The 14,210-nt window shown below is 59.0% G+C and carries 14 protein-coding genes and 1 pseudogene; 7 read left to right on the forward strand and 8 right to left on the reverse strand.

Going from position 1 to position 14,210, the window contains the following annotated elements; genetic code table 11:
* A pseudogene (locus AC07OG_RS25270) lies at positions 1 to 153 on the forward strand (cupin); the annotation flags it as partial.
* 368 nt (positions 154 to 521) lie between these two features.
* Complete coding sequence (locus AC07OG_RS25275) at positions 522 to 698, forward strand: hypothetical protein (RefSeq protein WP_495068413.1); 177 nt, start codon at positions 522 to 524, stop codon at positions 696 to 698.
* Positions 699 to 996: 298 nt separating this feature from the next.
* Here AC07OG_RS25275 and AC07OG_RS25280 read toward each other — a convergent pair whose 3' ends face one another.
* The 8 genes from AC07OG_RS25280 to ehuR form a co-directional block, all read right to left on the reverse strand.
* A complete protein-coding gene (locus AC07OG_RS25280; RefSeq protein ID WP_060543907.1) occupies positions 997 to 2,382 on the reverse strand; it encodes an aspartate aminotransferase family protein in 1,386 nt (461 codons plus the stop codon).
* Between the two features lie 11 nt (positions 2,383 to 2,393).
* The gene (locus AC07OG_RS25285) at positions 2,394 to 3,866 is read right to left on the reverse strand and encodes an NAD-dependent succinate-semialdehyde dehydrogenase (protein WP_495068414.1); all 1,473 of its coding nucleotides are present in this window, start codon (positions 3,864 to 3,866) and stop codon (positions 2,394 to 2,396) included.
* Positions 3,867 to 4,011: 145 nt separating this feature from the next.
* Entirely contained in the window at positions 4,012 to 4,491 is a 480-nt protein-coding gene (locus AC07OG_RS25290; RefSeq protein ID WP_060543909.1) for an Lrp/AsnC family transcriptional regulator, read from the reverse strand.
* A 133-nt stretch (positions 4,492 to 4,624) separates the two neighbouring features.
* Positions 4,625 to 5,626 (reverse strand): N(2)-acetyl-L-2,4-diaminobutanoate deacetylase DoeB, encoded by a 1,002-nt coding sequence (gene doeB, locus AC07OG_RS25295; protein WP_060543910.1) that lies wholly within the window; start codon positions 5,624 to 5,626, stop codon positions 4,625 to 4,627.
* A gap of 3 nt (positions 5,627 to 5,629) precedes the next feature.
* Positions 5,630 to 6,820: an ectoine hydrolase DoeA gene (doeA, locus tag AC07OG_RS25300; protein WP_060543911.1), complete on the reverse strand. Its 1,191-nt coding sequence runs from the start codon at positions 6,818 to 6,820 to the stop codon at positions 5,630 to 5,632.
* Between the two features lie 43 nt (positions 6,821 to 6,863).
* Positions 6,864 to 7,856, reverse strand: a complete 993-nt coding sequence (eutC, locus tag AC07OG_RS25305) for an ectoine utilization protein EutC (RefSeq protein WP_060543912.1) — start codon at positions 7,854 to 7,856, stop codon at positions 6,864 to 6,866.
* A 36-nt stretch (positions 7,857 to 7,892) separates the two neighbouring features.
* A complete protein-coding gene (gene eutB / locus AC07OG_RS25310; protein WP_060543913.1) occupies positions 7,893 to 8,864 on the reverse strand; it encodes a hydroxyectoine utilization dehydratase EutB in 972 nt (323 codons plus the stop codon).
* Positions 8,865 to 8,972: 108 nt separating this feature from the next.
* Positions 8,973 to 10,367, reverse strand: a complete 1,395-nt coding sequence (gene ehuR / locus AC07OG_RS25315) for a MocR-like ectoine utilization transcription factor EhuR (protein WP_060544068.1) — start codon at positions 10,365 to 10,367, stop codon at positions 8,973 to 8,975.
* A 277-nt stretch (positions 10,368 to 10,644) separates the two neighbouring features.
* Here ehuR and ehuB point away from each other — a divergent pair, with 277 nt between their 5' ends.
* From ehuB to AC07OG_RS25340, 5 genes are all read left to right on the forward strand, one after another.
* Entirely contained in the window at positions 10,645 to 11,502 is an 858-nt protein-coding gene (gene ehuB, locus AC07OG_RS25320; RefSeq protein ID WP_495068415.1) for an ectoine/hydroxyectoine ABC transporter substrate-binding protein EhuB, read from the forward strand.
* A gap of 69 nt (positions 11,503 to 11,571) precedes the next feature.
* The gene (gene ehuC, locus AC07OG_RS25325; RefSeq protein ID WP_060543915.1) at positions 11,572 to 12,231 is read left to right on the forward strand and encodes an ectoine/hydroxyectoine ABC transporter permease subunit EhuC; all 660 of its coding nucleotides are present in this window, start codon (positions 11,572 to 11,574) and stop codon (positions 12,229 to 12,231) included.
* A complete protein-coding gene (gene ehuD, locus AC07OG_RS25330) occupies positions 12,228 to 12,884 on the forward strand; it encodes an ectoine/hydroxyectoine ABC transporter permease subunit EhuD (protein ID WP_060543916.1) in 657 nt (218 codons plus the stop codon). Before ehuC ends, ehuD begins: the two co-directional genes overlap by 4 nt.
* Positions 12,884 to 13,759, forward strand: a complete 876-nt coding sequence (gene ehuA / locus AC07OG_RS25335; RefSeq protein ID WP_082457645.1) for an ectoine/hydroxyectoine ABC transporter ATP-binding protein EhuA — start codon at positions 12,884 to 12,886, stop codon at positions 13,757 to 13,759. Before ehuD ends, ehuA begins: the two co-directional genes overlap by 1 nt.
* Before the next feature lie 99 nt (positions 13,760 to 13,858).
* Positions 13,859 to 14,098, forward strand: a complete 240-nt coding sequence (locus AC07OG_RS25340) for a hypothetical protein (RefSeq protein WP_060543917.1) — start codon at positions 13,859 to 13,861, stop codon at positions 14,096 to 14,098.
* The last annotated feature ends 112 nt before the right edge of the window (positions 14,099 to 14,210 follow it).

Here is a 14,210-nt window from a genome sequence, read left to right on the forward strand (position 1 = left end):
ACGGTCGATATGCATTACCGCGAGTCAGGCATCGAGCGTGTCGTGACGCTGGAGGTTGGCGACGTGTTTTTTGCCGGCGTTGGATGTGAACATGTTGCGCATCCTCGCGCACAAGCACGGATATTGGTGATCGAACGCGAAGGCAGCGTTTGAGTACACTCGCTTGCAAGCACAGCCGCTAATGTGGCGGCACTTCGAAAAACAGCGGGCAGTACACCACGCGCCTTTCAATCCAATAAATCAACACGAACCATGCCCCGGCAAAGTAGGAGTGAGCGCCCCCCCATAGCTGGAGCATCATCTTCTGGCAGAGACTGTGCATAATGCCGTCATCGCGCTTCCACCGATTTGACTGACAACGCATGACGCTAATATTTTTCGTCTTCACCTTGCAGTCCATTGCCGGACTCATTGGGTTTTGTATCGTGTTACCCCGTCCTGGCGTCATCCCGCCATCTACCAGCAACATCGACCACCCTTCCAGGCCCTGGCGATTTTTTTACCGGGTCATGGCTATCTGCATGTGCAACCTGTGGGCGTGTCTGCTGGTGTTGATTCTACTGGCCAACCTGGATACCGACGGCCTGTCGCAATTCACTCGCGCATTGCTGCTGCTGGCTTTACCCATTCCCTTGCTCATGATTTTCTACTGGCTCATTGCTAAAGCAATGCGCAAGCGGGTCAGGGATTCGCCATGAATCTGACTCATGCAGCGGCTGGTGAGGCGATGTCTGCTATTCGCTGATTAACCAGCGGACGACCGCTTGTGCCCGATTTTCTGCCCCTCGTGACAGGCAGAAATCGGCCAAAAGCAGTCATTCGATGGGCCTTCAGCAGTTCATCTCCGGGCCTCCTTACTCCCAAAATGAGTTTATGTAGTCACAATCTTCTATTCGCAGCTCATTCACGATAAGGCCAAAACTGGCGATACAAAAAACCACCCGAACGGTGAAGGATCGAACGGTTTTTTGGGGAGGGAGGGATGAGCGGCAAGGCTTAGCCCAGTATCTCGCTGGCCACGTGATCGACCGCACTTTTGGTGATGTCGACTATCAGGTCGGCCTCCTCCTCGGTCAAGATCAACGGTGGTGCAAAGCCGAGAATGTCGCCATGGGGCATCGCTCGGGCAATCATTCCGCGTTCAAGACAGGCTGCCGATACTTTCGGACCGATCTTCAATGCAGCATCGAATGGTGTGCGTTGCTCACGATCGGCCATGAACTCGACTGCGGCAAGCATGCCGTCGCCACGCACTTCGCCTACAAGCGGATGACCTTCCAATACTTCCCGCAACCGACGATTCAGATAACTGCCAACCTTCTCTGCGTTGGCCGTCAGGTTTTCCCGCTCCAGGATGTCGAGGTTGGCCAGGGCCGCCGCCGCGCAGATCGGATGCCCGGAGTACGTCCAGCCATGTCCCATGGCACCTTGAGATTCGGAGGCTTTTTCGATCACGTCCCAGACTTTTTCACCGACAATCACTGCCGACAAAGGCGCATAGGCACTGGTCAGGCCTTTGGCCGTGGTGATCAGGTCAGGACGCATGCCATAGCGCTGACTGCCCATCTTCGAACCCAGGCGACCGAAGGCGCAGACCACTTCGTCGGCGATCAACAACACGTCGTATTTGTTCAACACCGCTTGTATGGCCGCCCAATAGCCGGCCGGCGGAACGATGATGCCGCCGGTGCCCATCAGCGGTTCGCCGATGAACGCGGCGACGGTGTCCGGCCCTTCGGCCAGGATCATTTTCTCCAGCTCGTCGGCGCAATAGCGCACGAAAGTGGCTTCATCCATACCTGCCGGTGCCTTGCGGTACCAGTGCGGACAAATGGTATGTTTAACGCCTTCGGCCGGGAGGTCGAAATGCTGGTGGAAAGTCGGTAGGCCGGTGAGGCTGCCGGTCATGATGCCTGAACCGTGATAACCGCGATCACGGGAGATGATTTTCTTCTTCTGCGGGCGACCCAATACGTTGTTGTAGTAACGCACTAGTTTGATCTGGGTTTCATTGGCGTCGGAACCGGACAGGCCGTAGTAGACCTTCTTCATGCCCTCCGGCGCCCAGTCGATGATGCGACTCGACAGCTCGATGATCGCTTCGGTCGAGTGCCCGACATAGGTGTGGTAATAGGCCAACTCCTTTGCCTGCTTGTAGATCGCATCAGCGACTTCGGTGCGCCCGTAGCCGATGTTCACGCAGTACAGCCCGGCAAAGGCGTCGATGAAGTCGCGGCCTTCGTGGTCGCGGATACGAATGCCTGACGCGCTCTTGATGATGCGTCCCTTGAGCGTGCCGCTGGCGTGGTCATGGGCATGGGTCGACGGGTGCATGAAGTGCGCACGGTCTTGTTCGAACAACGAATCGAGTTTTTGGCTCATGGCGGATCTCCTTAGAACTGGCCTTGATGGTGCAGGCAAAAGTATTTGGTTTCGACAAAGGCTTCGAAGCCCTCGGTACCGCCCTCGCGGCCCAACCCCGAGGCTTTCATGCCACCGAACGGGATCGGATGGCCGGTGAACTTGACGCCATTGACTGCGACCATGGCGTGGTCGAGGCGGCGAATCAGGGGGTAGATTAGGTCCAGGCGGTTGGAACAAATGTAGGCAGCCAGACCGTATTCGGTGTCGTTGGCCATTTCGATGGCTTGCTCGAGGGTGTCGAAAGGCATGACGCCAGCAATCGGCGCGAAATTCTCTTCGCGGTAGATACGCATCTGCGGCGTAACGTCGGCCAGCACCGTCGGCTGATAGAACAATCCGCCGAGGGCATGCGCTTCGCCGCCCACCAGACGTTGCGCGCCCAGCTTCAGCGCATCAGCCACACGCTCGGCGGTCACATCGAAGGCGGCCTGATGCATCAGCGGGCCGATGTCGACACTTTGCTCTTGATCACCCACCAGTGCCGGGCCGACCCGCAGTTCGCGCACCGCAGAGGCAAAGCGGTTGAGGAACGCCGGATAAATCGAGCGTTCGACCATAATCCGATTGGCCGCGCAGCAATCCTGGCCCGAGGTCTGGAACTTGGCCTCTACCGCGACTTTCACCGCCAGCTCCAGATCGGCATCGGCGCAGACAATAAACGGCGCGTTTCCGCCCAGTTCCAGCGACACTTTCTTCACGTCCTGGGCCGCCGCTTGCAGCACCAACTTGCCGACCCGGGTCGAGCCGGTGAAGCTGACCGAACGCACGCGAGTGTCCTGCACCAGGGTTTGCATGGTCATTTGCGGTTCGCCCAGCACCACGTTGAACACGCCGGCCGGGAAGCCCGCCTCTTCTGCCAGTTGTGCCAGGGCCAATGCCGAATACGGCGTTTCGTGGGCCGGTTTGATGACCACAGTGCAACCGGCGGCCAATGCGGCGGCGGCTTTGCGGGTGATCATCGCCGAAGGAAAATTCCACGGCGTCAGCAGTGCACAGACGCCAACCGGTTCCTTGATCGTGCCCAGATGCGCGCCGGGGATATGGCTGGGGATGTTCTGCCCGTAAAGGCGCCGCGCTTCTTCGGCAAACCATGGAATGAAACTGGCGGCGTAGGCGATTTCGCCGCGTGATTCGGCCAGGGGCTTGCCTTGTTCCTGGCTGAGAATCCGCGCCAGGTCTTCCTGATGCTCAAGGATCAACGCCGCCCAGCGCCGCAGAATCGTTCCGCGGTCATCGAGGCTTTGTTCACGCCAGGCTGAAAACGCCCGGTGTGCGGCATCTACGGCGGCGATGATCTGAGGCTGATCGAGCATCGGCACATGACCGATTAACTTCTGATCGGCCGGATTGTGCACGGCGACGCTATGGCCGCTGTCACTGTGGACCCAATGGCCGTCTACGTAGCAAAGTGCTTTGAACAACAGCGGATGTTTGTATGTCATGGCGTTCACTCCAAACCGTGTGCGTGAATCCATGCTAGGGCAGCGCAGCCAAGATGATTTGGCGTTTGGCGGGGTGTAACCATAGGTTTTTTCTGATTGAACGCCGGTAAACAGGGACTTTTTGCGGTGAAGGTTTTGCCCCGATTTATGGTTCTTGCGCCACCTCGGCCGGCAAGGCACCCGCGGTCTTGATGGTTTTAGTGACGATGTAGGTAAAGTAGCGCTCAATGCCCAGGTCATCGAGCAACAACTGGTCGATAAACCGCTGGTAATGGTCAATGTCCGGCGCCTGGATCATCGCCATGTAATCAACACCGCCACCGGTGGCGTAACAGAATGCCACTTCGGCGGCCTCGTTCATGCGTTGCTCGAACCGCCGCATGTCCTGGGCGGTGTGTCGCGCTAGGGTGATTTCCACCAGCACCTGCTGGCTTTTGAACACCGCGTTCCAGTCGATCAGTGCCCGGTAGCCCTTTATCAGCCCAAGCGACTCCAACTTGCGAACCCGCTCCCACGCCGGGGTCACCGAGAGATTGATCGCCTCGGCCAAGCTCGACTTGGTGATCCGACCGTCTTCGGCGAGGATTCGCAGGATTTTCAGGTCATAGCGATCGAGCTTGTGCATGGGTCGAGGATCTCCTGAATGAGTAGGACAAACCTGTGGGAGCGAGCCTGCTCGCGATAGCGATATTTCAGTCACATCAATGAGAGATGTAACGCCGCAATCGCGAGCAGGCTCGCTCCCACAGGTTTTTAGATCAGGTCAATACATCGGCGATGACTGCAATGATATCGCCGCACTGCACCACTCCGGGAAAGTGGCGCGCCGCCAGCAGCCCGCTGCGGGCCGCGCGATATTCCACCGGGGCGACGCCGCTACGGGTAGCGTCGTAAACGCGGGCAATCACGTCTCCTTCTCTCACGTTATCGCCCAGATCGCGGCACATTTCCAGCAAGCCATCGTGTTCGCTATCGATGAAGCAATTGGCATCGGGCATGTCGAGCATGATTGACTCCGTGGTCTGGATCTCACCTTCGAGAATCCCCGCATGCACCAGCAGATTGCGCACCCCGCGCTCGGCAATCGCCACACTGCGCGCCGTGGACGAACCACCGCCACCCAGTTCGGTCGTGACAAAAACTTTGCCCTGACGCTCGGCGGCGGTGTCGTACATCGACCCGGCATCGAGCTCCAGCATGCGCATGCTGTAAGGCGCATTGAAGGCGCGCATAGCGGCTTCACATTGCTCTTGCTGGTTCTTGTCGGGCAGCACATGACAAGCCGCGAAAGGCAGGAAGTCCAGGGTGCGGCCACCGGAATGGATATCCAGCACGATGTCGGCCAAGGGCAACAAGGTCCGGTTGAAGTAATCGGCGATTTTCTCGGTCACGGTGCCGTCCGGCTTACCGGGGAAACTGCGATTCAGATTGCCCTTGTCGATCGGCGACGTGCGCCGACCGGCATGGAACGCCGGGGTGTTCATGAACGGGACGATAATCACCCGCCCCGTGACATCGGCGGCTGTCAGGCCCTGGGCCAGTTTGCTCAGCGCCACCGGGCCTTCGTATTCGTCACCGTGGTTACCGCCGGTAAGCAGCGCGGTCGGACCCTGACCGCGCTGAATCACCGTGACCGGAATCATCACCGCGCCCCAGGCCGAGTCGTCCCGGGAGTACGGCAATTTGAGGAACCCGTGCTGCACGCCTTCGCGGGCAAAATCCACCGTGGCGCTGATCGGGTTGTCAGGCAGGTCGCTCATGGCTCAATCCTTCACGAACAGTTGGCGTGGCACGTTGCACAGCGTCTCGACGCCGGTTTCGGTGATCAGAATGCTTTCGGTGATTTCTAGCCCCCAATCGTCCATCCACAGGCCCGGCATGAAGTGGAAAGTCATGCCCGGCTGCAACACGCTGGTGTCGCCGGGACGCAGGCTCATGGTGCGTTCGCCCCAGTCTGGCGGATAGCTGATCCCGATCGGGTAGCCACAACGGCTGTCCTTGTGGATGCCGAATTTCTCCAACACTTTGAAAAACGCCACAGCGATGTCGCCGGTGGTATTGCCCGGTTTGGCTGCTTCCAGTCCTGCGGCGATGCCTTCGACCACGGCTTTTTCGCCGTCGAGGAAGTGCTGTGGAGGTTTGCCCAAATAGATCGTGCGCGACAGCGGACAGTGATAACGCTTGTAGCAACCGGCGATTTCAAAGAAGGTCCCGGCGCCTTTTTCGAACGGCGAATCGTCCCAGGTCAGGTGCGGCGCGCTGGCGTCGGCACCCGTGGGCAATAGCGGCACGATGGCCGGGTAATCGCCGCCATGACCGTCAGCGCCGAGGATCCCGCTGCTGTAGATTTCAGCCACCAGTTCATTTTTGCGCATGCCCGGCTCGATCCGTTCGAGGATCCGCCCGTGCATGTTTTCGACGATGCGCGCAGCGATGCGCATGTAAGCGATTTCCTGGGGCGACTTGATCGCCCTCTGCCAGTTCACCAGCCCGACCGCGTCGATCAGCTTGGCCTGCGGCAGGTTTTTCTGCAGCGACAAATACGCGGCGGCGCTGAAATAATAGTTATCCATTTCCACGCCGATGGTCAGCGCGTCCCAACCCCGGGCACTGATGACTTCCCGCGAAAGGTAATCCATCGGATGGCGTTCCCGGGACTGCACGTAGATGTCCGGGTAACCGACGATGTTCTCGTGCTGCATGAACACCGTGCGCTTGGCGCCGTTGGCGTCTTGCCCGCGACCGAACCAGACCGGCTCGCCGTCGAGCGCCAACAACACGCATTGGTGAACGTAAAACGACCAACCGTCATAGCCGGTCAACCAGGCCATGTTCGACGGATCGGTGACCAGCAACAGCTCGATGCCCTGAACCTGCATGGCCGCTCGAACCTTGGCCAGACGCTGGGCGTATTCCTCCCGTTCGAACGGGAGATTGACGACTATCTGAGACATGCACATGCCCTCTGATAAATGACGCACGGATGAAAAAAGTGGATTAGCTACCGAACTGAAAACCCTTGCCGGCCGAGCGCGCGCGCTCGAAGGCCAGATTGGCCATGGCGGTGTCCTGGGCGCCGGTGCCGGTGAGGTCGCACAAGGTGACTTGCGCCTCGCTGGTCCGACCTGGGCGCTGGCCTGCGAGCACTTGCCCCAATTCGGCCAAGCCCGACTCGTCGGTAATAGCGCCGGCCGCCAGAGCGTGATGCAACTCGCCGAGGATTCGCGTCTGGCTCAAGCGATCCGCCACGTAGCGGTCGACCTGCGCCAGCGCCTGGGGGGAAATTTCGTTTTTGTGTTCGGCGTCCGAGCCCATGGCTGTGATATGCAAGCCGGGGTGCAGATGGCGCGCTTCGATCAAGGGTTCGCGGCTCGGGGTGCAGGTGATCGCAATGTCCACGCCGGTCATGGCCTCGTCGATGCTCGCGCAAGTCGTGACCGTCAGACCGCTGTCGTGCGCCAATTCAGCGCTGAAGTCTTGAGCCTTGGCGCTGTCACGTGCCCAGACTCGAACGGATTCAATCGGTCGCACCAGGCGCAATGCCTGAAGCTGTAACGCGGCCTGCTCGCCGGCACCGATCAGCGCCACGCTGCGACTGTCGACCCGCGACAGGGCGCGAGCCGCCACGGCGCCCGCCGCGGCTGTGCGTACGGCGGTCAGATAACCGTTGTCCAGCAGCAAGGCGTCGAGCAAACCGGTGCGCGCCGACAGCAACATCATCATGCCGTTGAGGCTCGGTAGGCCGAGTTTCGGATTGTCGAAAAACCCCGGACTGACCTTGATCGCAAAACGCTCCAGGCCCGGCAGGTACGCAGTCTTCACGTCCACTTCGCCATTGTGCTCGGGGATGTCCAGACGCAGGATCGGCGGCATTGCCACCGCTGCTGTGGCCAGTAGCACAAAGGCTTGTTCGATGGCTTCGATGCTCGGCAGGTCTAGTGCTACGCAGGCACGCAGATCCGCTTCGCTCAATAAGGTGATGTCACTCATCAATGCGGCACTCCATTCAGTCGTTATTGTTGGGGTTCACGCATCTGCGCCCGCGAGGACGCGCAGGTGCTGATCGATGTCGACGTTACGGCCGCTGACCACCACCACGATCGGCCCGCGCGGCTCAATCAATCCATCAAGCAACGCGGCAATCCCGACCACGGCCGCGCCTTCCAGCACCAGATGCTCTTCGCGATAGGCATGGCGTAGGGCCTTGGCGATGGAAGTCTCGCTGAGCAAATGCAGGTGGTCACACAGATCGCGGGTCATGTGGAAGGTGTAACGGTTGTTCAGGCCGATGCCACCGCCGAGCGAGTCGGCCAGGGTCGGCAGCTCTTCGACTTCCACCGGATGCCCGGCTGCGAGGCTGGCGTGCATGGCTGCACCGCGTTGCATGCTGATGCCGTGGGTGATGATGTTCGCGCTGACGCTTTTGATCGCCAGCGCCACCCCGGCAAACAAACCGCCGCCGGACAACGGCACGAGAATTTGCGCCACGTCCGGTTGCTGTTCGAGGATTTCCAGCCCCAGCGTGCCCTGCCCGGCGATGATGGCCGGGTGATCGAACGGCGGCAGCAATGTCGCGCCTTGCTCGTTGGCGATCCGTTCGGCTTCACGCTGGGCGTCGTCCTGGGACTGGCCGACGATGCATACCTCGGCGCCCAGATCACGAATGGCTTGAACCTTGTTCGCCGGCACCAGATGCGACAGGCAAATCGTCGCCTTCACGCCTTGCCGGGAAGCGGCATACGCCAGAGCACGACCGTGATTACCGGTCGACGCCGCCACCACGCCACGCGCTTTCTCCTCGGCGCTGAGCTGCGCCACGGCATTGCTCGCACCGCGCAATTTGAAACTGCCGGTGATTTGCTGGGATTCGAGTTTGAGGTACACCGCCACGCCCAATCGTTGCGAAAGGCTGGGCGAATATTCCAAGGGGGTACGCCGGACAAGCGATTCGATGCGCTGGCGAGCGAGGTAAACATCATGTAGCTGCAACGTTGACATGACCGCGTCCCGACTGTGGTGTTGGGCGCAGTCTAAGAGGACTGGATTGTCGTAATGAATGTACTAGGGCAATTTAGTCGACAAACTTTTTTGCGAACTTTTTCCCGGTCAGAAATCGTGGATTTGCGGGTACTGCCCGAATATCTCGCGCATGCTCATCAGTGCGTCCCGCATTTCTTCGTCGCTGCATTCGGCTCCGACACACATCCTTACCGCTCGAGCCCGAGGCGTGCCACGCACGGTGAACGGGTCAGGCGACGTGACGGCAATGTGCCGGTGACGCAGGGCCCGAACCAGGCTGTCGACCTCCCAATGCGGGGGAATGCCGACCCACGCATTCAATGCATGAGGATGCTGGCTGAGCAGGTGCTCGCCCAAGTATTCGCTGACCATCGCCTGTCGGCCGGCCAACAGTTTGCGCTGCAAACGCACGAGCGTGTCGGCGCGACCGTCGCGAATCCAGCGCGCGGCGATTTCGGAAACCATGGGCGTGGCCATCCAGCTATTAACCCGCAAGATGCTCTCGGTGCGCAACGCCAAACGCTTGGGCACCACCAGATAACCGATGCGTAAACCGGTCAGCACCGACTTGGTCATGCTGGTGCAATAGAACGACAGTTCTGGCAGGTAATGGCTGATCGGCGGCGCGCGATGCTCATCCAGCAACGGCCCGTATACATCGTCCTCAATGATGTGCACGCCGAAACGCCGAGCGATATCGGCAATCTCCCGCCGACGACTGTCCGGCATCAGGCTGGTGGTCGGGTTGTTCAGGTTCGGCGTGCACACCAGCGCGGTGATGCGCTCGTTGCTGCACATGTCTTCAAAATGTTCCGGGTCGATGCCATAACGGTCCATCTCCAGGCCTTTGAGGGTGAACCCCAATACCTGAGAGTTGCCGATCACTCCGTGATCGGTGACCCCTTCGCAAAGTACTACATCATCGGGGCCCGCCAGAGATGCCAGCGCAAGGAAGATACCGTGGGCCGCGCCATTGGTAATCAGGATGTCATCGCGCTCGACCCGCAGTCCTTGCCGTCCGATCCAGCGCATGGCCTCTTCGCGGTGCGACTCGAAACCGGCAATTGGACGAAATGCGTGAATCCACGGCTGATCCTCTTCCGTGCTGAGCTCGCGGCAGGTGTCACGCCAGAACTGGTCGTGCTCGCGGGTGTGCAGGATCCGCGCGATGGAAAAATCCACCAGGGCCCGTTCAGGGCTATCGAGAATATAGGTAGCCACTCGATCGCTCATGCGCCGCGACACAAAGCTACCGCGCCCGACTTCGCAACGCACCAGCCCCTGACGCTCCAGCTCTTTATAGGCGTTGGTGACCGTCTGCACGCTGATACCCATGGTATCGGCAACATGCCGCTGCGGTGGCAGGCGCTGATCATTGGCCAAGACACCCTGCTCGATATCATCGGCAATCGCCTGCACCAGAATCTTGTACTTTGACTCGCCACTGCGGACGATATCCAGTGCCGCTTTCCATTTGTCCATCAGCGCTAAAACCCGGGTCTGTGCTCGTCGGGACAGCATCGCGCTAGTATCCATGCAATGCAATTGTCCTAGTGCAATACAATGATGCTCAGCGCTTTTGTATGCTCGGCTCAAGGTCAACAGCCGGGCACCTTCAAGCCCACAACAAAATCAGTCGACCTGTACCGGACTGCGCCCAGATCCATGAGATCAGTCCTTGTACGCTTTGCTCTTGTAACACTGCCTCCTACCACAGAGCCGTCACCGACGGGTCAACAAGAAACAGGAGATTTTATCGATGAGCAATTTCCCTTCCCGCAGCACCCATGCATTGCGTCACCTGTTCGTAGCTTGCGCGATGTTCGGCCTAGTCTCCGGCGCCCAAGCAGCTACGACACTGGAAACCGTCAAACAGAACAGCAGCATCCGTATCGGTTATGCCAACGAAACCCCGTTCGCCTTTACCGAAACCGGCGGCAGGGTCACCGGTGAATCACCGGAAATCGCCAAAGCCATCTTTGCCAAAATGGGCATCAAACAGGTTGACGGAGTGTTGACCGAATGGGGCTCGTTGATCCCGGGTCTGCGCGCCGGGCGCTTCGACGTGATTGCCGCCGGCATGTACATCACGCCGGCTCGCTGCAAGCAGGTGCTGTTTACCGATCCGCAGTATCAACTGCCGGACGCGCTGCTTACGGCCAAAGGCAACCCGAAGGGGCTGCACAGTTACGAAGACATCGCCAAGAATCCCGAGGTGAAGCTGGCAATCATGGCCGGCACGGTGAACCTGGGCTATGCCCGCGACTCGGGTGTTAAGGATGAGCAAATCCTCCAAGTACCGGACACCACCGCCCAGTTGCAAGCCGTGCGCGCCGGTCGTGCCGACGCGGCAGTGGGTACTCAACTGACCATGAAAGGTTTGGCCGCCAAGGGTGGTGAAAAAGTTGAAGCAGTCACCGAGTTCAAGGATGACCCGTCACACATTGGATACGGTGCTCTCGCCTTCCGTCCGGAAGACAAAGACCTGCGCGATGCGGTCAACGCCGAGTTGAAAAAATGGTTGGGCTCCGAAGAGCACCTCAAGGCAGTTGCCCCTTTCGGGTTTGACAAATCCAACGTGACAAGCAAAACGGCTGCCGAGCTCTGCGCTCAATAGTCGAAACAGGCATGGCGCCACGGCGCGATGCCTATTTCCCTGCTTAATCCGGATGGACAGGTTTAAACCATGGGTGAATTACTTCCGCTATTGATACAAGGCGCCTGGGTGACACTCCAGGTGACGATCTTCGGTTCGCTGCTGGCGATTGTCGCGGCAATCCTCGCGGCTCTGGGGCGCATGTCGCCTTGGCGGCCATTGCGCTGGTTTTCCATTGCTTACATTGAAGTGTTTCGAGGCACGTCGTTGCTGGTGCAATTGTTCTGGCTGTTTTTCGTGCTGCCGCTGCCGCCGTTCAACCTCGAACTGAGTCCCTACAGCGTGGCCATCGTCGGCCTCGGCTTGCACATTGGTGCTTACGGCGCCGAGGTGATGCGCGGTGCGATCAGCTCTGTCGCCAAGGGGCAATACGAAGCTTCCACGGCACTGAACTTTAGCGGCTATAAGCGCTTTCGCCGCATCATTCTTCCGCAGGCATTGCTGGCCGCTATTCCGCCGGGTACCAACCTGCTGATCGAATTGCTGAAAAATACTTCACTGGTGTCGTTAATCACCCTGTCAGACCTGAGCTTCAGGGCTCGTCAATTGGATCAGGCAACTTTCGAGACTCTGGAAATTTTCAGCCTGGCGCTGGTGATGTACTTCGTCTTGGCGCAGGCGATCAACATCGGCATGCGTCACATTGAGCGCCATCTGGCTCGCGGGCGGATGCGTGGAGGTCTGTCATGACACTGTTCGATTGGACCTATGCCTGGCAAATCCTCCCCGATTTACTGCGCGCTTCCCTTAACACCGTGGGGATTACCCTGGTCGGCTTCCTGATTGCCATTGTGCTGGGGCTGTTCCTGGCTATCGGTCGAAGGAGCCGCAGAGTCTGGCTGTCGTGGCCGACCACCGCCGTGATCGAGTTCATTCGCAGCACGCCGCTGCTGATCCAGGTGTATTTCCTTTACTACGTGCTGCCCAATTACGGTGTCAGCATGACCGCGATGCAAGTGGGGATTCTCGGCATAGGCCTGCATTACGCCTGCTACATCGCCGAGGTGTATCGCGGCGGCCTCGATGCGGTGCCGCGCGCGCAATGGGAAGCGGTCACGGCGTTGAACATCGCCCCATACAGCGCTTATCGCAACATCATACTGCCCCAGGCCCTGCGGCCGATCCTGCCTCCATTGGGCAACTACCTGGTGGCGATGCTCAAGGACACGCCGGTGCTGTCGGCGATTACCGTGGTGGAAATCATGCAACAGGCCAAGAACATCGGTTCCGAGAATTTCCGCTATTTGGAGCCGATCACCATGGTCGGCCTGTTTTTCCTCGCCCTAAGCATTGCTTTGGCTTATCTGGTACGGCGCCTTGAAGTGCGCCTGGAGCTACGCTAATGACTACTCCACTGTCGACACCCGGTGACCTTTCACGGCACAGCAACCCGACCCCGCTGCATCCGCAGGAGGCCATGGCCATGCAGGAAACCAAACCGGTAAAGCCGATCGTCAGCTTCCAGGACGTTACCAAGAGCTACGGCAACTTTACCGTGCTCGATCATTTGAACCTGGACGTCACGCCGGGTGAGAAAGTCGCGATCATCGGCCCCAGCGGCTCCGGAAAATCCACACTGCTGCGGGTACTGATGACACTCGAAGGCATCGATGACGGACTGATCCGCATTGAGGATGACTTGCTGACCCACATGCCCAATCGCAACGGTGTATTGGTGCCCGCCAATGACCGGCACATCCGCCGAGTGCGCGGCAAGATCGGCATGGTGTTCCAGAGTTTTAACCTGTTCCCTCACATGACAGCGTTGCAAAACGTTATCGAGGCGCCGGTGCAGGTGCTCGGTATGAAACCGGCCGAGGCCCGTGAACGTGCAGCAGACTTGCTGGAGCTGGTGGGTCTGGGCAGCAAGCTCGGGCATTACCCATCGCAGTTATCCGGTGGTCAACAACAACGGGTGGCGATCGCCCGGGCACTAGCCATGCGCCCGAAAGTCATGCTGTTCGACGAAGTGACCTCCGCGCTCGACCCGGAACTGTGCGGCGAAGTGCTCAACGTGATCCGCAAGCTCGGCACCGAACACAACCTGACCATGCTGATGGTTACGCATCAAATGGGTTTCGCCCGGGAGTTCGCTGATCGTGTGTGCTTTTTCTACAAAGGGCAGATTCACGAGCAGGGCACCCCGGCCCAAATCTTCGAACACCCGCAGCAGGAACGCACGTGCGCGTTTCTCAGTGCGGTGAAAGAAGCCAACTAGGCAAGCTCCCAGCCCTGGCCGCCACTCGGGTCGATTACGCGTTGGGATTGCAGTTCATCGTCCTGCTGGGGGATTTGGGAAAGCCAAAAGGAGTAGTTCATGACTTGCTTGATTTGTGTTGAAACTGCGGCTGTCTTTGAAACTGATGGTGAATACGAGGAAAGAACCTGTCCGAGCTGTGGGCATTGTCGAATTACGGGTGCGGCGCTTGTGCTGATGAAAACCCACGGTTGGTATTTCGATATAGAGCTGACTCGGAAGTGGATCACAGAGCACCAAGGCATCGGATTTATTCCAACAATTGATTCGCGCCAGGCAGTTCGCCTGATTGACGTTTAATCGGCCACTCAATTCAGACCGGTCACTGTCCCGCTGAGGCAAATACGCTTTTCTGTGAGCGTAGGGGCCCAATGCAGGGGCATGTCCTGGCGGTGACGTGATTCGGATTTAT

The organism is Pseudomonas sp. GW821-FHT09H03, assembly GCF_059415945.1.

Bases quoted from the DNA above. Each gene is read 5' to 3' on its own strand.
- AC07OG_RS25275 (WP_495068413.1), top strand. From the start codon at position 522: ATGTGCAACCTGTGGGCGTGTCTGCTGGTGTTGATTCTACTGGCCAAC.
- AC07OG_RS25280 (WP_060543907.1), bottom strand. From the start codon at position 2,382: ATGAGCCAAAAACTCGATTCGTTGTTCGAACAAGACCGTGCGCACTTC.
- AC07OG_RS25285 (WP_495068414.1), bottom strand. From the start codon at position 3,866: ATGACATACAAACATCCGCTGTTGTTCAAAGCACTTTGCTACGTAGAC.
- AC07OG_RS25290 (WP_060543909.1), bottom strand. From the start codon at position 4,491: ATGCACAAGCTCGATCGCTATGACCTGAAAATCCTGCGAATCCTCGCC.
- doeB (WP_060543910.1), bottom strand. From the start codon at position 5,626: ATGAGCGACCTGCCTGACAACCCGATCAGCGCCACGGTGGATTTTGCC.
- doeA (WP_060543911.1), bottom strand. From the start codon at position 6,820: ATGTCTCAGATAGTCGTCAATCTCCCGTTCGAACGGGAGGAATACGCC.
- eutC (WP_060543912.1), bottom strand. From the start codon at position 7,856: ATGAGTGACATCACCTTATTGAGCGAAGCGGATCTGCGTGCCTGCGTA.
- eutB (WP_060543913.1), bottom strand. From the start codon at position 8,864: ATGTCAACGTTGCAGCTACATGATGTTTACCTCGCTCGCCAGCGCATC.
- ehuR (WP_060544068.1), bottom strand. From the start codon at position 10,367: ATGGACAAATGGAAAGCGGCACTGGATATCGTCCGCAGTGGCGAGTCA.
- ehuB (WP_495068415.1), top strand. From the start codon at position 10,645: ATGAGCAATTTCCCTTCCCGCAGCACCCATGCATTGCGTCACCTGTTC.
- ehuC (WP_060543915.1), top strand. From the start codon at position 11,572: ATGGGTGAATTACTTCCGCTATTGATACAAGGCGCCTGGGTGACACTC.
- ehuD (WP_060543916.1), top strand. From the start codon at position 12,228: ATGACACTGTTCGATTGGACCTATGCCTGGCAAATCCTCCCCGATTTA.
- ehuA (WP_082457645.1), top strand. From the start codon at position 12,884: ATGACTACTCCACTGTCGACACCCGGTGACCTTTCACGGCACAGCAAC.
- AC07OG_RS25340 (WP_060543917.1), top strand. From the start codon at position 13,859: ATGACTTGCTTGATTTGTGTTGAAACTGCGGCTGTCTTTGAAACTGAT.